This is a genomic window from Mesorhizobium sp. ISC15 (assembly GCF_037162615.1).
GTDB classification, from domain to species: domain Bacteria; phylum Pseudomonadota; class Alphaproteobacteria; order Rhizobiales; family Rhizobiaceae; genus Mesorhizobium; species Mesorhizobium mediterraneum.
In genome coordinates, this window is sequence record NZ_JAVSPX010000001.1 from 1,882,735 (window position 1) to 1,901,120 (window position 18,386).

An 18,386-nucleotide genomic window follows, 5' to 3' on the forward strand; every position below is an offset into this window, starting at 1 on the left:
CCCTCCCTGGTCGTTGCGATCCAATGCATGTCGCCCAAAAGTGCGAAACGTTCTTTTTGGGCAACGACATGCGATGTCGCTAAGTGTTTAGGAAATCAGAGGAAACCCGCCAAATCAATAAAGCCGATCCGTTGCTCGATAGAAATCTTCTATCGATCCCACTCATCCGGCAATCTCTAGCTCAACGGCGGGCGCGGAAATCGTCTGCCAGCGCCATCGCCTCGTCCAGCAGCGCCGAGACCAGCGGCGTGTGCGGCTCGCGCGGCGTCGCAACCAGCCCCACGGTGTGGCTGGCATCCGGCTCGACGATCGGTATGGCCCGGATCGGCTCGGAAAAGCCGAATGTTTCCGAGAGGTTGAGCGGCATGATCGACGACCATTTGCCGGTACGGATATGGGAGAACAGCACGATCATCGAATTGGATTCGAGTGTCGGCCGCACCTGCGTGCCGGCTTCGGCCAAATGCTGGTCGATGATGCGGCGGTTCTGCATGTCCGGCGTCAACAGGCAGAGCGGCAGCTGGCTGAGCTCCGCCCATGTCACTTTGTCGCGGTCGGAATAGGGGTTTCCGACGGCGGTGATCAGCTGATAGCGCTCGTCATAGAGCGGCACGCTGGTCACCCGCCCCAGTGGCTCGTTGTCGAGATAGGTGATGCCGGCGTCGATGTCGAAATTGCCGAGCAGCGACAGCACCTCGATCGAGGTGCGCGACAGCACCGAGAAGGTGACGCCGGGATGTTTTGCCCGAAAGGGTGTCGTCAGCCGCGCCACCATGGCCAGCGCCGTCGGGATGGCCGCGATGCGGATGCGTCCCGAAAGGCCGTGACGCGCCGCCCGCATCTCCTCGCGCATGGTGCGGGTATCGCCGACGATGCGGCGCGCCCACACCAGCACCTGTTCTCCCTCCGGCGTCAGCCCCTGAAAGCGCGAGCCGCGCAATACCAGCATCACGCCGAGCTGGCCCTCCAGCTGCTTGATCCCGGCCGAAAGCGTCGGCTGGGTGACGCCGCACACCTCCGCCGCCCGGCCGAAATGCTCTTCCCTGGCCAGCGCGATGAAGAATTCCAGCTTGTCGATCATGCCATCTGTCCGGTGTCCAGCGCCAAGGTCGGGGAAATTGCCTTCCGCCGCAAGCTGCATGTGCAATCGGCAGCATCCACACCTTTCAGCCGGCTTACTATTTCCCGCAGCGGCATGCGGCGCTATGTGGATAAGGCGAGGTCGTGGGGCACGGGAGATCGAACATGCTGGGCTGGTTCCGCAAGCTGCTGCCGCGCGAAGATCGCTTCTTCGACCTCTTCGAGCAGCACTCCCGCACCGTGGTCGATGGCGCCGAGGCGCTCGAGCAGCTCCTCCAGGGCAAGGACATCGATCGCTGGTGCCAGAAGATCATCGATCTTGAAGACCAGGCCGATCACATCACCGCGGAAGTCCTGCTTTCCGTGCGGCGCTCGTTCATCACGCCTTTCGATCGCGGTGACATCAAGGACCTGATCCAGTCGATGGATGACGCCATCGACATGATGCACAAGACCGTCAAGACGGTGAAGCTGTTCGACAAGAAGGAATTCGACCCGCTGATGCAGGAAATGGGCGGCGTCATCGTTATTGCAGCCAAGCTGGTCGCCGAGGCCATCCCATTGCTCAGCAAGATCGGCGCCCACAGCGTGCGCCTCAACGCGATCGCCGAAGAGGTCATGCGCGCGGAAGGCCGGGCCGACGATCTGCACGAGCAGGGCCTGAAGGACCTGTTCAAGAGGCATGGCCGCAGCGACCCGATGGCCTACCTGATCGGCAGCGAGATCTATGGCGAGCTGGAAAAAGTGGTCGACCGGTTCGAGGACGTCGCCAATGAGATCAGCGGCATCGTCATCGAGAACGTTTAGCCAATGGAAGCCGCCATCGCCTTTCCCGTGCTGGCCGGGCTCATCGCCGTTGCGCTGTTCTTCGATTTTCTCAACGGACTGCACGATGCCGCCAACTCTATCGCCACCATCGTCTCCACGCGTGTGCTGAGGCCACACTATGCGGTGCTGTGGGCGGCCTTCTTCAATTTCATCGCCTTCCTGTTCTTCGGCCTTCATGTTGCCGAGACCTTGGGAACGGGCATCATCGACGCCAGCATCGTCACCCCGGGGGTGATCTTCGCCGCTCTCGTCGGTGCCATTGTCTGGAATATCGTCACCTGGCTCGTCGGCATCCCCTCCAGCAGCTCGCACGCGCTGATCGGCGGACTTGTCGGTGCCGGCGTTGCAAAGGCAGGCGGCGGCGCCATCGTCTGGACCGGACTCGGCAAGACCATTGCGGCCATCGTCCTGTCGCCGGCGACCGGATTTCTGCTGGCGCTTGTCTTGATCCTTGCGGTCTCCTGGGCGTTCGTGCGCCAGACACCGTTCGCCGTGGACAACACTTTCCGCGTCATGCAGTTCGTTTCCGCCTCGCTCTATTCACTCGGCCATGGCGGCAACGACGCACAGAAAACCATGGGCATCATCGCCGTGCTGCTCTATTCGCAAGGCATGCTCGGAGAAAATTTCTACGTGCCGCTATGGGTCGTCATCACCTGTCAGGCGGCGCTGGCGCTGGGCACATTGTTCGGCGGGTGGCGCATCGTCCACACCATGGGCTCGAAGATCACCCGGCTGAACCCGATGCAGGGGTTCTGCGCCGAGACCGGCGGTGCGATCACCCTGTTCGCCGCCACTTGGCTCGGCATTCCGGTGTCGACGACGCATACGATCACCGGCGCCATTATCGGCGTCGGCGCCGCCCGCCGCGTCTCAGCCGTGCGCTGGGGCATCGCCGGCAACATCGTCATCGCCTGGATTGTCACTCTGCCGGCCACCGCCGCGATCTCGGCCCTCACCTACCTCGCGGTAAGCCTGGGAACATGACGCGGGCATGGTGGCGCTTGGAGTCGCCTCCGGCGCGGCGACCCTACGCCAGATGCGGCAGGCATGCGTGGACGCCGAAATCTACCTGTCGACCAGGTTCAGGATGTTGCCGTCAGGATCCTTGAACCATGCGACCTTCATGCCGTAGCCGACATGGATGTCGCCTTCCAGCGTCAGGCCCGGCATCTCGTAGTGCTCGAAGACGACGCCCTTCGATTTCAGCGCCTTGACGACGGTGTCGATCTCGTCGCCGACCATCCAGGTCACGGCTGTTGCCTTGTTGGTGCCGGCGAACTTCGATTGGTACACGTTGATGCTGGTGTCGCCGCTTTTGTAGACGATCAATTCGCCGCCCTCATTGTGGACCTCAGTCAGGCCGAGCGTTCCCTCATAGAAAGACCTGGCCTTCGCCAGATCTTTCACCGCGAGATTGGCCGTTGCGTTGCTGTGTGCGAGCATGATTGTCTCCTTCCTTGCTGGCGAGCACGCCCGAGCCCTGCAAGAAAATAGGGCTGCTTCGCCTTCTGGCGACCGCAGCTCGCGCGATCGGCGTGCCTCTTCCTAAGACGTTTCGATTGACGCAAATCCCTACAAGTGGACGCAAGTTTTTGAAGCCATGCCACTGCGCGTGCCGTTCCGCCGCTTGGTTCTGTTCGGGAACTGCATTATCTGATGCGGAAAAGCAGAGGAAAAGCTGATGCCCGCCGTCCAGGAAAACGTCACCAAGGAAATCGTCATCGAGCGCCTGAAGACGGTCAACGGACCGGACTTCACCGGCAACATCGTCGACCTCGGCATGGTTTCCGAAATTTTCATTGCCGATGCCAAGGTCTTCTTCTCGATCACGGTCCCTGCCGCCAGGGCTCAGGAGATGGAGCCGCTGCGTGCCGCCGCCGAACGGGTCGTGAAGGCGATCCCCGGTGTCGCTGGCGCCGTGGTCGCGCTGACGGCGGAAAAGAGAGGTGGCGGCATGGAGGCTCCGGTTCCGCAAAGACCCGCTCCCAGGCCCGCCCCAAGGCCCACACCTGCGGCCGCACCCGCTGCCGCGCCACGTCCGGCTCCGCATGCGCCAGCCTCGCATAGCCAGGGCAAGCGCGGCGTGCCCGGCATCGAGGCGATCATCGCTGTCGCCTCGGGCAAAGGCGGCGTCGGCAAGTCGACCACCGCCGTCAACATCGCGCTTGGCCTTGCCGCCAACGGCCTGAGGGTCGGCGTGCTCGACGCCGACATCTACGGCCCGTCAATGCCGCGGCTGCTCAACATCCATGGCCGGCCGCAGACCGTCGACGGCAAGATCCTGAAGCCGATGGAGAATTACGGCCTGAAGGTCATGTCGATGGGCTTCCTCGTCGATGAGGAGACGCCGATGATCTGGCGCGGACCAATGGTGATGTCGGCGCTGACGCAGATGCTGCGCGAGGTCGAGTGGGGTCCGCTCGACGTGCTCGTCGTCGACATGCCGCCCGGCACCGGCGATGCGCAGCTGACCATGGCCCAGCAGGTGCCGCTGGCCGGTGCCGTCATCGTCTCGACGCCGCAGGATCTGGCCCTGATCGATGCGCGAAAGGGCCTCAACATGTTCAAGAAGGTCGACGTGCCGCTGTTGGGCATCGTCGAGAACATGAGCTACTTCCTCGCCCCCGACACCGGCAAGCGCTACGATATCTTCGGCCACGGCGGCGCGCGCCGCGAGGCCGAACGTCTCGGCGTCACCTTCCTCGGCGAAGTGCCGCTCGAGATGGGCATCCGCGAAAGCTCGGATGCCGGCACACCGGTGGTGGTCTCGAAGCCCGATGGCGCCGAGGCAAAAATCTACCGCGACATCGCTTCTAAGGTCTGGGACAGGGTCAATGAAGAACGCGGCGCGGCGGAAGCCGCGGTGCCGAGCATCGTGTTTGAGTGAGACGGATATCCCTCCCCTCGAGGGGAGGGTGCCGCGCGAAGCGCGGCGGGAGGGGTCATCTGAACCGCCTCAACCTCTTACGAAGGAAATGTCGGTGCGCGTCGCTGCGGACCCCACCCGGCCCTGCGGGCCACCCTCCCCTCAAGGGGGAGGGATCACTCGCCGACCTTCTCGCCGAACGACGAAAAAAACTGCCCGGCCAGTTTCTTCGACGTCGATTCGATCAGCCGGCTGCCGAGCTGGGCGATCTTGCCGCCGACATCGGCCTTGGCCGCATATCTGAGGATCGTCGCCTCCGGCCCGTCGGCGGTCAGCGTCACATCGGCGCCGCCCTTGGCGAAGCCGGCGATGCCGCCCTTGCCCTCGCCCTGGATGGTGTAGGAATGCGGCGGGTTGAGATTCTTGAGCGTCACTTCGCCGTTGAACGTCGCCTTGATCGGGCCGATCTTGAGCACCACGGTCGCCCCCATCTCGGTATCCGACTTCTTTTCGAGGTTCTGGCAGCCCGGAATGGTCTGTCTCAGAACGTCCGGGTCGTTCAGCGCTTCCCACACCTTTTGCAGGGGTGCGGCGATGCGTTCCTCGCCTTCGATCACCAAAGCCATCAAAATCTCCCGGATTCAAAGTTGACAAACCCCGATCCCGTCTAGCGTGGGGGCCGATGTATGTCTATCGCACCAAAGTCCGGAATCGGATGGCGCGTGCCTCTTGCCTGCTCTCGCGCGTTGTCATATCGATTTGTCATACAAATACGGAGACCATGATGGCCGGCGCCCCCACACAGAAGAAGAAATTTCGCTCGCAGGAGTGGTTCGACAATCCCGACAATCCGGGGATGACGGCGCTTTACCTCGAGCGCTACCTGAATTACGGGCTGACGCGTGCCGAGCTGATGTCGGGCAAGCCGCTGATCGGCATCGCCCAGACCGGTTCGGATCTGTCGCCCTGCAACCGCCATCATATCGAGCTGGCCAAGCGCGTGCGCGAGGGCATCGTGTCGATGGGCGGCATCCCTTTCGAGTTCCCGTGCCACCCGATCCAGGAGACGGGCAAGCGCCCGACCGCCGCACTCGACCGCAACCTTGCCTATCTCGGCCTGGTCGAAGTGCTCTACGGCTACCCGCTCGACGGCGTCGTGCTCACCATCGGCTGCGACAAGACGACGCCGGCCCTGCTGATGGCAGCGGCCACCGTCAACATTCCGGCCATCGCGCTGTCGGTCGGCCCGATGCTCAACGGCTGGCACAAGGGCAAGCGCACCGGCTCCGGCACGATCGTCTGGGAATCGCGCCAGCGCCTGTCGGCCGGCGAGATCGGCTATGACGAGTTCATGGACATCGTCGCCTCTTCGGCGCCGTCCACCGGCTATTGCAACACAATGGGCACTGCCACCACCATGAATTCGCTGGCCGAGGCGCTCGGCATGCAGCTGCCGGGCTCGGCCGCGATCCCCGCGCCCTATCGCGAGCGCGGCCAGATCGCCTATGAGACGGGAAAACGTATCGTCGACATGGTGCATGAGGATCTGAAGCCCTCCGACATCATGACCCGGCAGGCCTTCGAGAACGCCATCGTCGTCAACTCGGCCATCGGCGGCTCGACCAACGCGCCGATCCACCTCAACGCCATCGCCCGCCATCTCGGCGTGCCGCTCGACAATGACGACTGGCAGAAGGTCGGCCTCAAGATACCGCTCATCGTCAACCTGCAGCCGTCGGGCGAATATCTCGGCGAGGATTACCACCATGCCGGTGGCGTGCCGGCGGTCGTGGCCGAACTGATGAAGGCTGGGCTGTTGCCCCATCCCGACGCCATGACCGTCAACGGCAAGACGATGGGCGACAATTGCAGTGGGGCCGTCAACGAGAATCTCGACGTCATCCGCACCGTCGCCGAGCCGCTGAAGGCCAATGCCGGCTTCATTAATCTCAAAGGCAATCTGTTCGATTCGGCGATTATGAAGACCAGCGGCATCTCGCCCGAATTCCGCGAACGCTATCTGTCGAACCCGAAGGACCCCGAGGCCTTCGAGGGCAATGCCATGGTCTTCGACGGGCCGGAGGACTATCACGCCCGCATCGACGATCCGGCGCAAGGCATCGACGAGCACACGATCCTGTTCATGCGTGGCGCCGGCCCGATCGGCTATCCGGGCGGCGCAGAGGTCGTCAACATGCAGCCGCCGGCCCATCTCATCAAGAAGGGCATCCATGCGCTGGCCTGCATCGGCGATGGCCGCCAGTCGGGAACGTCGGGCTCGCCGTCGATCCTCAACGCCTCGCCTGAAGCCGCCATAGGCGGCGGGCTGGCGCTGCTGAAGACCGGCGACCGCGTCCGCATCGACCTGCGCAAGGGCACCGCCGACATTCTCGTCACCGACGACGAGATCACGCGCCGTCGCGCCGAGCTGCAGAACAGTGGCGGCTATCACTACCCCAAGCATCAGACGCCATGGCAGGAGATCCAGCGTGGCATGGTCGACCAGTTTTCCGAAGGAATGGTGCTGAAGCCGGCGGTGAAATATCAGGATGTGGCGCACACCAAGGGCGTGCCGCGGGACAATCACTAACGTCGGCCTCCGGCGCCTTCTGCTGGCCGGCGGCTTGTTTCGATCAAGCCGCCGTCAGATGTTTTCTGAACCCGCCGCTCACAAATAACCGGTGATCTCCGGCGCTTGGTCCTGCCTGTCGCGCTTGCCGTCCTCGTAGACAATTGGTGCTGCGGCGAGTTCCTCTTCGGTGACGTCGTCGAGGCAGGCGACGTTCACCGCCCAAAAATTCCCGCCCATGAAGTCGAGATAGCCGCGGGAGAGAAAATTCGCGCCGCAGTTCGGGCACATATAGTGGTTGATGTCGCCTTCCGGCCAGTTGGACGGCGTTGCCTTGTATTCACGCATCCGGTCGCGGCCATCCGTCACCCTCACGGCCTCATAGGCTGCGAAGGATTTCCGGTAGCCGAGCTTCCAGCAGAAGCTGCAATTGCATTTGCGGATGCCTTCGGCGAGGTCGATATCGGCTTCGAAACGCACCGCGCCGCAATGGCAACTGCCGTGATAGGTCTTTTTCATGGTTTTTCCTCGCAGAAATGTTCTGGCTCCGCCAAACCGGCCCTCGGAGCAGAGCATCCTTTGCTCTAGGCATGACGCTTGACAAGTGGGCGCGACAAATCCACGATCATGGCAAGGGGTGCATCGCGACGACCCCGTGAGGCGTCAGCCCAACGTTCGCGTCCAAGCTTCTCTTTCAAGGAGGTGGACGCCATGCCGTCAACAACCGTTATCACCGTATCGCAACTGTCCCGTCTGATTGGTCTGCCGGGCGCGCCAACGATTATCGATGTTCGCGTCGATGATGATTACAACGCCGATCCGCGCCTGCTGCCGGCCTCAAGCCGGCGTGATTTCAAAACCGTCCCAACCTGGGCATCCGAATTCACCGGCAGCCGAGTGGCGGTCGTCTGCCAAAGAGGACAAAAGCTCTCGCAAGGCGTGGCCGCATGGCTGCGGCATGAGGGCATTGCCGCCGAATCCCTCGAAGGCGGGTTCGAGGCCTGGCGCGATGCCAAGGGGCTTTTGGTCCGCACCGGCAAGATGCCTACCCGCGACGAAAGGGGCCGCACCGTGTGGGTGACGCGGGCCCGCCCGAAGGTCGATCGCATCGCCTGCCCCTGGCTGATCCGGCGTTTCATCGATCCGAGCGCGGTTTTTCTCTTTGTTGAAGCGGCCGAAGTGCCGGCCGCTGCGGATCGCTTTCAGGCCGTGCCTTTCGACATCGACAATGTGTTCTGGTCACACCGCGGCGAACGCTGCACCTTCGACACGATGATCGAAGAGTTCGGGCTCGAATCCGAACCGCTCGACCGCCTCGCCATGATTGTGCGCGCAGCCGATACCGCAAGCCTCGATCTGGTTCCCCAGGCGGCCGGATTTCTGGCCGCCTCGCTTGGACTGTCGCGGATGTTTCGCGACGATCTTGAACAGCTGGAGGCAGGGATGCTGCTCTACGATGCGTTTTTCCGATGGTGCCGCGACGCCACCGAGGAGACGCACAACTGGCCAAGCGCGAGCAAGCCATCATGAGCGCCATGCCGTCTCACAAAACGGGGGCTTCGGAGAAAACGGGCGGGATCGTCGAAGCGCCGGAAGCGCCAACCTTCCGCGAAGGCGTAAAGCTCTGGGCGAAAATCGGCCTGCTCAGCTTCGGCGGGCCGGCCGGGCAGATCGCGCTCATGCATAAGGAATTGGTCGAGGAACGGCGTTGGATCGGCGAGCAACGTTTCCTGCATGCGTTGAACTACTGCATGCTGCTGCCCGGCCCTGAAGCCCAGCAACTCGCCATCTATGTCGGCTGGCTGCTGCACCGGACGATCGGCGGCCTCGTCGCCGGCATCCTCTTCGTCGCGCCGGGCGCGCTTGTGATGCTCACCTTGAGCATCCTCTATGCGCTGTATGGCGACGCTCCCCTCGTCGAGGCGCTGTTTTTCGGGGTGAAGGCGGCCGTGCTCGCCATCGTGATCGAGGCGATGATCCGGATCGGACGACGTGCCCTCAAGAATCGAGTCATGGTGTCGATCGCGCTCGCCGCCTTCATCGCCATCTATGCATTGAACGTGCCGTTTCCGCTCATCATCTTGCTTGCGGGCCTGGCAGGCTGGATTGGCAACCGTGTTGCGCCGGGCCTCTTTTCCGGCGCGTCGCACGGCAAGGGCGATGCTCCCGACATCAAAGGGGCGGTCGACCTGATGTTCGAGCGCGGCGAACTGGCCCACACCAGGCCGACGCGATGGCATGCGCCGCGCACCATTGCGATCTGGCTGCCGATCTGGCTCGGGCCTGTGCTTCTGATCTGGGCGTTCACCGGATCCGTCAGTGTATGGACTGAGATTGGCGGCTTCTTCAGCGTCATGGCGGTCGTCACCTTCGGCGGCGCCTACGCGGTCCTTGCCTATGTCGCGCAGGCAGCGGTCGAGTCCTTCGGCTGGCTCGCACCCGGTGAAATGGTCGATGGCCTCGGTCTTGCCGAAACCACGCCCGGTCCGCTCATTCTGGTCCTGCAGTTCGTCGGCTTTCTGGCCGCGTTCCGCCAGCCCGGAGCCTTGAACCCACTGCTTGCCGGATCGCTAGGGGCGATGCTCACCCTGTGGGCCACGTTCACGCCTTGCTTCTTCTGGATATTCCTCGGTGCGCCCTACATCGAAGCCCTGCGCGGCAACAAGGCACTGTCGGCGGCGCTGGGCGCGATCACCGCCGCCGTCGTCGGCGTCATCATGAATCTCGCTCTGTGGTTCGGCTTGCACGTCATTTTCGGCGAGGTGCGCAACATCGGGCTTGGAATGGACGTGCCGGTGCTCTCATCAATCGACTGGGGTGCGGCTCTGCTGTCGTGTGCTGCCATGATCGCCATTCTGAAGCTGAAGATCGGCATGCTGCCGACGCTTGCGGGATCGGCCCTCGCTGGCGTTTTGTTGCTGGCAGCGAGCGGATAACGGCGGCGTGCGGCCGGCGCTTCGCTGCGGTTTCGGGCATTTGGATAGGAACATCATGGCGAGACGACGCTCTTCCCTAGGCTTCCTCGGAATGTTCGGCCGTTCAGGTGACCTCAGGCAACTCGACGCCGCGTTGCGTGGCGTCGACCTTCATCCCGCCCTTGTGCCGGAGGGAGCAAAGCTCACCATCGTCAATCTGATGAAGGATCACTGGCCCGACGAGCCGCCACCACAAGCCTACCCACCGGTGGCGCAGCTATTTGGCTATTGTATTGCCGGGCCGGAAGCGTTCGAGCAATCCAACGGCCTTCAACATAGGCTGGATGCGGAGCGCCGGCTCGAGGCAGCCCTTGAGGCCGGCGACAGCTTCGATGCGCAAATTATACTGATGACGCTGCATGCCAAGCTGATCAGCAGCGAGGTCGTCGAGCGCTACGGTTTGAGCGCCGACTAGACCATGATCCCGAAAAGTGGAGACCCGGTTTTCGGAAAAGATCATGGTCAAACAGAAGGTAGAGCCCGTCCCGATTTTGTCGGGATGGATTAGGCTCTGACAGTTTTTTGACGGGAAGCATCCTCAGCCGCCCATGCCGCTACGCGGCAGTTGGATCAGATTGCCGAAGCGAGCGCGCAACTTGTCGTCGAGCAGCTTCGGCACGTGGCGCGGGAAGCGCTCGGCGAGGATGCGTTTCTTCTCGATGATTGCCCGCTGCAAGATGTCGGGCCTGCCCTTCTCGTTCCACTCCTTCGGCGAAAAGCGGTCGCCGACCGCCGGGTAGAAATATTCGGTCTGCATCAGCCGCAGCGTCTGCTCGTTGCCGAGATAGTGACCTGGCCCCTTCAGGCAGACGTCGGCGATGGTGTCTATCGACAGCGACTCATCGGTCACCTCGATGCCGCGCACGCAGCGCAGGCAATGGCCGAGCATGTCGTTGTCGATGATCAGGCTTTCCAGACAGAAGCCGAGCAGCGAGGCGTGCATGCCGGCCGATTCGTAGACGAGGTTGAGGCCGGCAAGACCGGCCATCACATCGGTGATGCCCTTCTCGTAACCGGACTGAATATCGGGCAGTTTCGAATCCGTCATGCCGGCGGCCGAACCGCCGGGCAGATCGTAGAATTGCGCCATCTGGGCGCAGGCAGCGGTCAGCACCGCTTGCTCGGCCGAGCCGCCGGACATGGCGCCGGTCCTGAGGTCCGAGACGAACGGCCAGGTGCCGAAGATCGCCGGATGCCCCGGTTTGATGGCGTTGACATAGACAAGGCCGGCGAGCACCTCGGCCACCGCTTGCACCACCGCACCGGCAATCGCCGCCGGCGCCGTGGCGCCCGCCTGGCCGGCGGACAGCAGCAGGATCGGAATGCCGCCTTCGACGCAGGCCTCGAGCACGCCGCAAGCGTCCTCGGCGAATTTCATCGGCGGCACGACAAAACAGTTCGAATTGGAGACAAAAGGCCGCGCGCGAAAATTCTCTTCGCCGCCGGCAATTGCGTAGAGCATGTCGAGCGCCGGCTTGACGTTCTCGCGCACCGTGAAGGACGTGCCGACATGCTTCGACGTCCCCATCACACAGGCGTAGAGCGTGTTGAAATCCATGTCGAGCGGATCGGGAATGTCGCGCGGCACCATCGGCCGCTGGAAGAAGTGGATGTTGTCGAGCCCCTCGACGATGCGGGCAGCGTCGTAGATGTCCTGCAGCAGCGACTCCCGGTATTCGCGCTTCTCGACATCGACCAGATGCACCGCGGCACCCGCCGTGCCGTAATGCACGCGCTTGCCCTGGATCAGCATGTCGTGCTTGGGATCCTGGCCATGCAGGGTGAAGTGGCGCGCGGCCTTCTTGATCGTGTCGAGGACAAGCGCGCGGGGAAAGCGAATTCGCCCGTCCTCGCCGAGAGTGGCGCCGGCCTTGGTCAACGCCTCGATGCAGGATGGGATGGCATTGGCGAAGCCGACCGTTTCAAGCAGCGTCAGCACTGCTTCGTTGATGCGCTCGCGGTCGTTTTCGCTGAGCGGCCCGTAACTTCCGCCTTCGAGGCCGGCGCGCACCGGCTTGATGTCGTCGGCAAGTGGCGCCGCACGCATGGCGCGGCGCGCTTCGCGCCCGCCGGAACGCCGCGAACGTTGGTCCGTGGGCGTATCCGGCTTCTCAACAGCCACTGACATGGAGGCACTCCACCTTTAGCTGCGAAGCTGGCGGCGGCGGTTGGTCCACCATCGGCCTGCTTCGTCCCCTTATGCCTCGAACTATGCCGTCGGCATTGGCACAGCCTATGAGCCAGACGGTCCCGTCGCATATGCCAGAGCGCTAAAGAACGGTGGCCGGTCCCAGCCCGGACGAGGCATCAAGCCGCCGCCGGCCTGCGCCCGGCCGCCGTTGCCAGTTCGCGGATGCCGGGCTCGATGTGCTGCAGCGCGATCGAGGAGATGCCCAGCCGCATGAAGCGCGACGGCTTTTCGGTGTGGTCGAAGAAGCGGTCGCCAGGCTCGATGATGACGCTGCGCGAGGCGGCGGCCTCGGCCAGCCCGCGCGAATCGGTGCCGCGCGGTCCCTCGAGCCAGAGCGATGCGCCGCCGGCCGAATCGGTCGAGCGCCACTCCGGCAGAAAGGCGGAAATCGCATGGATCAGACGCTTGCGCCGTTCGTCGAAGGCGCTCGACAGCCGCCGCACCAGCGCCTCATGATGGCCGAGCGACAGAAACAGCGCGACCGCGCGCTGGTTGTTGGCCGGCGGATGGCGCAGCATGAAGCGGCGTAGCGCGCGAAGCTCGGAGATCAGCCCGGCCGAGGCGACGATGTAGCCGAGCCGCAGACCGGGAGCCAGCGTCTTCGACATCGAGCCGACATAGATGACGCGGCCGGAACGGTCGAGGCTCTTCAGCGCCTGCTGCGGCGCCTCGTCCAGGAGCTGGCTGTCATAGCCGTCCTCGATGATGATCTGGTTGTGGCGGTTGGCGCGCGCCAAAAGGTCCTGCCGGCGCTCCGCCGACAGTGGCACCATGGTCGGGCAATGGTGGCTGGGCGTCACGAAGACGAAGCCGGAATCATTGGGAATAGAAGCGGTTACGATGCCGGAGTGGTCGACCGGGACCGGTGTGACGTCGGCGCCCGCCAGCCGGAAGATCGAGCGTGCGTCGGGATAGCCGGGGTCTTCCATGGCCACTTTGGAGCCCTTGGTCATCAGCAGCGTCGCCAGCATGTAAAGCGCGTTCTGCGCGCCGAGCGTCACGATAATCTCGTCGGGATTGGCGAAGATGCCGCGCCGCGGCAACAGCCGCGCCTGGATCTGCTCGATCAAGAGCGGATCGTCGCGGTCGACCATGTCGGACGCCCAGTTGCGGATCTCGAGCACGGCAAGCGCCATGCGGTTGCATTCGCGCCATTCGGCGGTTGGGAACAGTGCCGGATCGAACTGGCCATAGACGAAGGGGTAGGACGACTTGATCCAGTTGTCGTGCTTGGCCGGCGGCGGCATGTCGCTGGCCGCGATCTGGCGGCGCGCCTTCCAGTCGATCTCGTTGGCCTGGTCGGGCGCCTTCTGATGCGGCCTCGCCGGGGTCGCCAGCACGTCGGGATTGACGAAATGGCCGCGCCGTTCGCGCGCCACCAGGAAACCCTGGTCGACGAGCTGCTGGAAGGCCAGCACCACGGTGCCGCGCGCCACGCCGAGTTTCTCGGCTAGGATCCGGCAGGACGGAAGCGGCATCGAAGCGGCGATCTGCCGGTCGAGGATGGCGGCGACGATCGCTTGACGGATCTGCGCCTGCAGGGTCTGGCCGGAGTCTGCCGAAATCCGGAACAGGCCGGACCATATGGCCGTGTCGTTTCGCTGTGGCATGGGAAATGTTCCTCGATGGCCAGCCTTTTTCATTTGGCTGGACCAGTCGAATGTACCGGTGGCACAAGGCGTTGCGCCAATCAATTTTTCTGATCGTTGGGATTTACGCCAGTGATCCTTCGCTGCGCTGCGGCATCCCCGGGTCACGCACTGCGTCATTCCCGGCGTGACGCAGTGCGTCATCGCTGCGCATTGAAACCAGTGGATTTCGGCTAGATAGTTTGCCGCGACGACACGCGCCGGAAACATCCGGCCTGTTATGTTGGCATCAAAGACTTTGGAGCAAGCCAGTGGATCAATCGTCCTTTCAAAAACAGCTCGACGCCCTGCGCGCTCACCGTGCGGCCAAATCAGGCAGCATGCGCGAGGCTTTCGCGGCTGATCCGCAGCGCTTCGAAAAATTCTCCGCCACCGACGGCGACCTGCTGCTCGACTGGTCGAAATGCGCGGTCGATGCGCAGACGATGGATCTGCTTGAGAAGCTGGCGGGAGCCGCCGATCTCGAAGGCCGGCGCGCCGCGATGTTCTCGGGCAAGAAGATCAATGTCACCGAAGGCCGCGCCGTGCTGCACACCGCGCTGCGCAACCTGAACGGCAAGGGCATCGTGCTCGACGGCCAGGACGTGAAGGCGGAAGTCGTCGCCGTGCTCGACGCGATGGGCGCCTTCGCCGATGCCGTGCGCTCCGGCAAGGCGGCCGGCGCCACCGGCAAGAAGATCACCGACATCGTCAACATCGGCATCGGCGGGTCCGACCTTGGCCCGGCCATGGCAACGCTGGCGCTGGCGCCCTATCACGATGGGCCGCGCACGCATTACGTGTCCAACATCGACGGCGCCCATATCCACGACACGCTGAAGGGCCTTTCCGCCGAAACCACGCTGTTCATCATCGCTTCGAAGACCTTCACCACTGTCGAGACGATGACCAATGCCGAGACGGCGCGCGACTGGGTGCAGAAGGCGCTCGGCCAGGAAGCGGTCGGCAAGCATTTCGCCGCCGTCTCGACGGCGCTGGACCTGGTGGCCAAATTCGGGATCGCGTCCGACCGCGTCTTCGGCTTCTGGGACTGGGTCGGCGGCCGCTATTCGGTGTGGGGCGCGATCGGCCTGCCGGTGATGATCGCCGTCGGCCCGAAGAATTTTCGCGAATTTCTCGATGGCGCTCATGCGATGGACGAACATTTCCAGACGGCGCCGCTGGCCAGCAACCTGCCGGTGCTGATGGGGCTGATCGGCTGGTGGCACCGGGTGATCTGCAAATATCCCGCCCGCGCGGTCATTCCCTACGACCAGCGTCTGTCCCGGCTGCCGGCCTATCTACAGCAGCTCGACATGGAATCGAACGGCAAGAGCGTCACCCTCGACGGCGGCGCTGTGACCACTCCGACGGGCCCGCTGGTCTGGGGTGAACCCGGCACCAACGGCCAGCACGCCTTCTTCCAGCTGCTGCACCAGGGCACCGATTTCATCCCGGTCGAATTCCTAGCCGCGGCAATCGGCCATGAGCCGGGCCTCAAGCATCACCACGATCTGTTGCTCGCCAACTGCCTGGCGCAGTCGGAAGCCTTCATGAAGGGCCGCACGCTTGAGGAAGCACGCGCGCAGATGCTGGCAAAAGGCATGACGCCGGCCGAGGTCGACAGGATCGCCCCGCACCGCGTCTTCTCCGGCAACCGACCCTCGGTGACGATCCTCTACAGACAACTCGATCCGCATACGTTCGGGCGGCTGATCGCGCTCTATGAGCACCGCGTCTTCGTCGAGGGCACGCTCTTCAACATCAATTCCTTCGACCAATGGGGTGTCGAGCTGGGCAAGGAACTGGCGACCGGGCTGCTGCCTGTCGTGGAAGGCAAGGAGAATGCCGCAAAGCGGGACGCGTCGACCGCTGGGCTGGTGGGACACATCCACCGATTGCGCGGATCGGAGTAAGCGGCTTGGCCGAGATCAAGGGAATATTGTTCGACAAGGACGGCACGCTTGTCGACTTCAATGCGACATGGCTCGGCGTTGCCGATTTCATGGCGATGGATGCGTCGGAGGGCGACCGCTGGAAGGCCGACAGGCTGCTTGCCGCGGCGGGCTACGATTTCGCCACCAAACGCTTCAAGCCCGACTCCATCTTTGCCTCCGGCACCAACATGGATGTCGTCGAGCTTTGGTTTCCGCGCCTGTCCGACGAAGACCAGATGCTTGCCGTCGCCCGCTTCAACGAGATCACCTCCATGCAGGGCTCGGCGATGGCGGTGGCGCTGCCGGGCATCGTCGAGACGCTCGGCGTTCTTCACAGGAAAGCCTATCGGCTCGGCGTCGCCACCAACGATTCGACCACCGGCGCGGAAAAGACATTGCTGACGCTGGGCGTCGCGCAGCTGTTCGACGCCGCCTATGGTTACGACGCGGTGGCCAATCCGAAACCGGCGCCGGATACGATCCTTGCCTTCTGCGACCTGACCGGCCTGAGGCCTGCCGCGATCGCCATGGTCGGCGACAATCGCCACGATCTGGAGATGGCGCGGGCCGGCGGCTGCGGTCTGGCAATCGGCGTGCTCTCCGGCACCGGCACGCGGGAATCGCTGTCGCAGATCGCCGACGTCATTCTGGATTCGGTTGCCGATCTGCCCGACTTTCTTTCGGCGCGGGTCAAGGAGACGACCTGACTGGCCAACTGACTGGCAAGGCCGGGGCAAAACTCAAATCAACCTGGGCTTTCCCGCCAATGTCGAGATGGGTGGAAAGTTGCCGCTGGCTCATCTGCCAGAACGGGCACGTTGCGCCAGAAGCGGACACCCGAAAGGATGGTTGCGAACCGCTAGACCCGCAAGCCTGGCTCGGCAGGTCGCGATACATACTCCGGGAACTCCGCGGCGCCTCTGCTCAGGGCCTTCACCATGAGAAGACCATCATCAAAGAAGCCGTTTCGAGCGTAAAACTGGCGCGTGCGTTCCTTTCCAAGCACCATGGCAATACGGAAGACAGCGCATCCAGTCCGCTCGCCCTCCGCCTCGATCCACGCCATCAGCTTGGTGCCTGTGCCAAGGCTGCGTAGCGTCGTGTCGACCACCACGTGGTCGGCTTCGATGTACTTCCCGCACCAAAGCTGAATGCCCGTCCAGAAGCCGGAGAGACCCACCAGCCGATCGCCGATATAAGCCGCGATGCAGCGGTAATTGCCCTGAGCGAGCATCGCCGAGAGTCGTTCACGAAACGCGGCTTCGTCTAGATGCGAGTTGCCCTGCCGGAACACTGGATAGATCGACAGCATCTCATCGAGCCCATTGAGTTCACGAATTGTCACCTCGTCGGTCACGACAGCCCTCCTCCCCTGTCGTTCCACTCTGCGGTCGATTCCGGCCGCGGTCCAGTAGGATCTTCCAATCAGGGATTGAGCCAGTCACTGCTCAGGGTCAGATCGGTCATGCGATCCTTCGAAACTGAACGACCGCAATGGCGCGATCCCGCTCATTTAGCGTGATGGGGTTTCGATCTAGCGCTAGCGATCTTCAGGCTCGAAGCGAAAGACGCCGCTCGGCTTGCTCGCGGCACCCTTCGCGTCGCCGAAATCCGGCACCCGATATTCGGCGAGCAACCGCAGCCGGGACAGCGGCAAGTCTGTGCGACGGGGATCGCCGACCAGCACCTCGATACCGGCTGCCAGGCAGCGATCGAAAAACGGGGTGACCCGACGAGCAACCTCGCGGCCGTAAAACACATCGCCCGCGAGAACGAGGTCGACCGCAGGTGGCGGCCCCGTGGTGATATCATTGTCGATAACGGTGATCGTGACGCCGTTCGCCATGGCATTGAGGCCGAGCGCGGCAACGCCGTTGCGATCGATTTCGGCGGCGATCACGTCGCTGGCACCGGCCTTTGCCGCGGCGATGCCGACGAGCCCCGAACCGGCGCCGAGGTCGAGCACGCGGCGACCCACCACGGCCTGCGGCTGGTCGATTATGTAGCGGGCGAGCACCGTGCCGCCGGCCCAGGCATAGGCCCAATAGGGTGGCTGCGGTTCGTTCTCGTCGGCTTTCGCTTCTTCTTCCGGCTCCCCCGGCTCGAACCCTTGTCCTTCCAGATCGATTACTTCTTCCGGATCGGCGAGCCGTCTGAGGCCGCTTCCCGGATGAGCCGTGTAAAGCCGGATTTCGGGAAGCGAAGGCACCGGCATCAGGCGCATGTTCGCCCTGATGAACGCAATCGGGTCGGGACGGCAACGCGGGTCGACCGCTTCACCACTGGCAAGGCAATCGTCCAAAATCGCG

At 63.4% G+C, this 18,386-nt stretch carries 17 protein-coding genes; 9 read left to right on the forward strand and 8 right to left on the reverse strand.

All coding sequences use genetic code 11. The annotated features are described in order from the left end of the window. Window positions 1–181: 181 nt before the first annotated feature. Window positions 182–1,081, reverse strand: coding sequence for a LysR family transcriptional regulator (locus RPG13_RS09245; RefSeq protein ID WP_095482993.1), 900 nt, complete (start codon window positions 1,079–1,081; stop codon window positions 182–184). 164 nt (window positions 1,082–1,245) lie between these two features. Here RPG13_RS09245 and RPG13_RS09250 point away from each other — a divergent pair, with 164 nt between their 5' ends. Then, window positions 1,246–1,887 carry a DUF47 domain-containing protein gene (locus RPG13_RS09250; RefSeq protein ID WP_095482992.1) on the forward strand — a complete coding sequence of 214 codons (642 nt, stop codon included), beginning with the start codon at window positions 1,246–1,248 and terminating at the stop codon, window positions 1,885–1,887. 3 nt (window positions 1,888–1,890) lie between these two features. Next, window positions 1,891–2,895 (forward strand): inorganic phosphate transporter, encoded by a 1,005-nt coding sequence (locus RPG13_RS09255; protein ID WP_292711153.1) that lies wholly within the window; start codon window positions 1,891–1,893, stop codon window positions 2,893–2,895. 81 nt (window positions 2,896–2,976) lie between these two features. On the opposite strand, the gene RPG13_RS09260 is transcribed toward RPG13_RS09255, so the two are convergent. Further along, on the reverse strand, window positions 2,977–3,354 hold the full coding sequence (locus tag RPG13_RS09260) for a VOC family protein (RefSeq protein ID WP_127205383.1): 378 nt from the start codon (window positions 3,352–3,354) through the stop codon (window positions 2,977–2,979). Between the two features lie 238 nt (window positions 3,355–3,592). On the opposite strand from RPG13_RS09260, the gene RPG13_RS09265 reads away from it, so the two are divergent. Further along, window positions 3,593–4,798 (forward strand): Mrp/NBP35 family ATP-binding protein, encoded by a 1,206-nt coding sequence (locus RPG13_RS09265; protein WP_292711156.1) that lies wholly within the window; start codon window positions 3,593–3,595, stop codon window positions 4,796–4,798. Window positions 4,799–4,953: 155 nt separating this feature from the next. Here RPG13_RS09265 and RPG13_RS09270 read toward each other — a convergent pair whose 3' ends face one another. Then, entirely contained in the window at window positions 4,954–5,403 is a 450-nt protein-coding gene (locus RPG13_RS09270; RefSeq protein WP_292711159.1) for an SRPBCC family protein, read from the reverse strand. A 158-nt stretch (window positions 5,404–5,561) separates the two neighbouring features. On the opposite strand from RPG13_RS09270, the gene RPG13_RS09275 reads away from it, so the two are divergent. Further along, window positions 5,562–7,367 carry an IlvD/Edd family dehydratase gene (locus RPG13_RS09275; protein WP_292711162.1) on the forward strand — a complete coding sequence of 602 codons (1,806 nt, stop codon included), beginning with the start codon at window positions 5,562–5,564 and terminating at the stop codon, window positions 7,365–7,367. A gap of 78 nt (window positions 7,368–7,445) precedes the next feature. Here RPG13_RS09275 and RPG13_RS09280 read toward each other — a convergent pair whose 3' ends face one another. Continuing rightward, a complete protein-coding gene (locus tag RPG13_RS09280) occupies window positions 7,446–7,865 on the reverse strand; it encodes a GFA family protein (protein ID WP_126103821.1) in 420 nt (139 codons plus the stop codon). 192 nt (window positions 7,866–8,057) lie between these two features. On the opposite strand from RPG13_RS09280, the gene RPG13_RS09285 reads away from it, so the two are divergent. From RPG13_RS09285 to RPG13_RS09295, 3 genes are read left to right on the forward strand one after another with little or no spacing between them, the layout of a single operon-like run. Continuing rightward, window positions 8,058–8,876 carry a chromate resistance protein ChrB domain-containing protein gene (locus tag RPG13_RS09285; protein ID WP_126107260.1) on the forward strand — a complete coding sequence of 273 codons (819 nt, stop codon included), beginning with the start codon at window positions 8,058–8,060 and terminating at the stop codon, window positions 8,874–8,876. 5 nt (window positions 8,877–8,881) lie between these two features. Next, a complete protein-coding gene (chrA, locus tag RPG13_RS09290; RefSeq protein WP_442921385.1) occupies window positions 8,882–10,282 on the forward strand; it encodes a chromate efflux transporter in 1,401 nt (466 codons plus the stop codon). 55 nt (window positions 10,283–10,337) lie between these two features. Then, window positions 10,338–10,736 carry a hypothetical protein gene (locus tag RPG13_RS09295; RefSeq protein ID WP_126103819.1) on the forward strand — a complete coding sequence of 133 codons (399 nt, stop codon included), beginning with the start codon at window positions 10,338–10,340 and terminating at the stop codon, window positions 10,734–10,736. A 123-nt stretch (window positions 10,737–10,859) separates the two neighbouring features. On the opposite strand, the gene RPG13_RS09300 is transcribed toward RPG13_RS09295, so the two are convergent. Next, window positions 10,860–12,449: a trimethylamine methyltransferase family protein gene (locus RPG13_RS09300; protein WP_337124874.1), complete on the reverse strand. Its 1,590-nt coding sequence runs from the start codon at window positions 12,447–12,449 to the stop codon at window positions 10,860–10,862. 179 nt (window positions 12,450–12,628) lie between these two features. Beyond that, window positions 12,629–14,122, reverse strand: coding sequence for a MocR-like pyridoxine biosynthesis transcription factor PdxR (gene pdxR / locus RPG13_RS09305; protein WP_292227868.1), 1,494 nt, complete (start codon window positions 14,120–14,122; stop codon window positions 12,629–12,631). Window positions 14,123–14,412: 290 nt separating this feature from the next. On the opposite strand from pdxR, the gene pgi reads away from it, so the two are divergent. After that, window positions 14,413–16,056, forward strand: coding sequence for a glucose-6-phosphate isomerase (gene pgi, locus RPG13_RS09310; protein ID WP_127290137.1), 1,644 nt, complete (start codon window positions 14,413–14,415; stop codon window positions 16,054–16,056). 5 nt (window positions 16,057–16,061) lie between these two features. Then, on the forward strand, window positions 16,062–16,784 hold the full coding sequence (locus RPG13_RS09315; RefSeq protein ID WP_127290139.1) for an HAD family hydrolase: 723 nt from the start codon (window positions 16,062–16,064) through the stop codon (window positions 16,782–16,784). A gap of 152 nt (window positions 16,785–16,936) precedes the next feature. On the opposite strand, the gene RPG13_RS09320 is transcribed toward RPG13_RS09315, so the two are convergent. Both RPG13_RS09320 and RPG13_RS09325 read right to left on the reverse strand, forming a co-directional pair. Continuing rightward, window positions 16,937–17,434 carry a GNAT family N-acetyltransferase gene (locus RPG13_RS09320; protein ID WP_292500489.1) on the reverse strand — a complete coding sequence of 166 codons (498 nt, stop codon included), beginning with the start codon at window positions 17,432–17,434 and terminating at the stop codon, window positions 16,937–16,939. Window positions 17,435–17,617: 183 nt separating this feature from the next. After that, on the reverse strand, window positions 17,618–18,379 hold the full coding sequence (locus RPG13_RS09325; protein ID WP_337124875.1) for a class I SAM-dependent methyltransferase: 762 nt from the start codon (window positions 18,377–18,379) through the stop codon (window positions 17,618–17,620). Between the last annotated feature and the right edge of the window lie 7 nt (window positions 18,380–18,386).

Bases quoted from the DNA above. Each gene is read 5' to 3' on its own strand.
- RPG13_RS09245 (WP_095482993.1), bottom strand. From the start codon at position 1,081: ATGATCGACAAGCTGGAATTCTTCATCGCGCTGGCCAGGGAAGAGCAT.
- RPG13_RS09250 (WP_095482992.1), top strand. From the start codon at position 1,246: ATGCTGGGCTGGTTCCGCAAGCTGCTGCCGCGCGAAGATCGCTTCTTC.
- RPG13_RS09255 (WP_292711153.1), top strand. From the start codon at position 1,891: ATGGAAGCCGCCATCGCCTTTCCCGTGCTGGCCGGGCTCATCGCCGTT.
- RPG13_RS09260 (WP_127205383.1), bottom strand. From the start codon at position 3,354: ATGCTCGCACACAGCAACGCAACGGCCAATCTCGCGGTGAAAGATCTG.
- RPG13_RS09265 (WP_292711156.1), top strand. From the start codon at position 3,593: ATGCCCGCCGTCCAGGAAAACGTCACCAAGGAAATCGTCATCGAGCGC.
- RPG13_RS09270 (WP_292711159.1), bottom strand. From the start codon at position 5,403: ATGGCTTTGGTGATCGAAGGCGAGGAACGCATCGCCGCACCCCTGCAA.
- RPG13_RS09275 (WP_292711162.1), top strand. From the start codon at position 5,562: ATGGCCGGCGCCCCCACACAGAAGAAGAAATTTCGCTCGCAGGAGTGG.
- RPG13_RS09280 (WP_126103821.1), bottom strand. From the start codon at position 7,865: ATGAAAAAGACCTATCACGGCAGTTGCCATTGCGGCGCGGTGCGTTTC.
- RPG13_RS09285 (WP_126107260.1), top strand. From the start codon at position 8,058: ATGCCGTCAACAACCGTTATCACCGTATCGCAACTGTCCCGTCTGATT.
- chrA (WP_442921385.1), top strand. From the start codon at position 8,882: ATGCCGTCTCACAAAACGGGGGCTTCGGAGAAAACGGGCGGGATCGTC.
- RPG13_RS09295 (WP_126103819.1), top strand. From the start codon at position 10,338: ATGGCGAGACGACGCTCTTCCCTAGGCTTCCTCGGAATGTTCGGCCGT.
- RPG13_RS09300 (WP_337124874.1), bottom strand. From the start codon at position 12,449: ATGTCAGTGGCTGTTGAGAAGCCGGATACGCCCACGGACCAACGTTCG.
- pdxR (WP_292227868.1), bottom strand. From the start codon at position 14,122: ATGCCACAGCGAAACGACACGGCCATATGGTCCGGCCTGTTCCGGATT.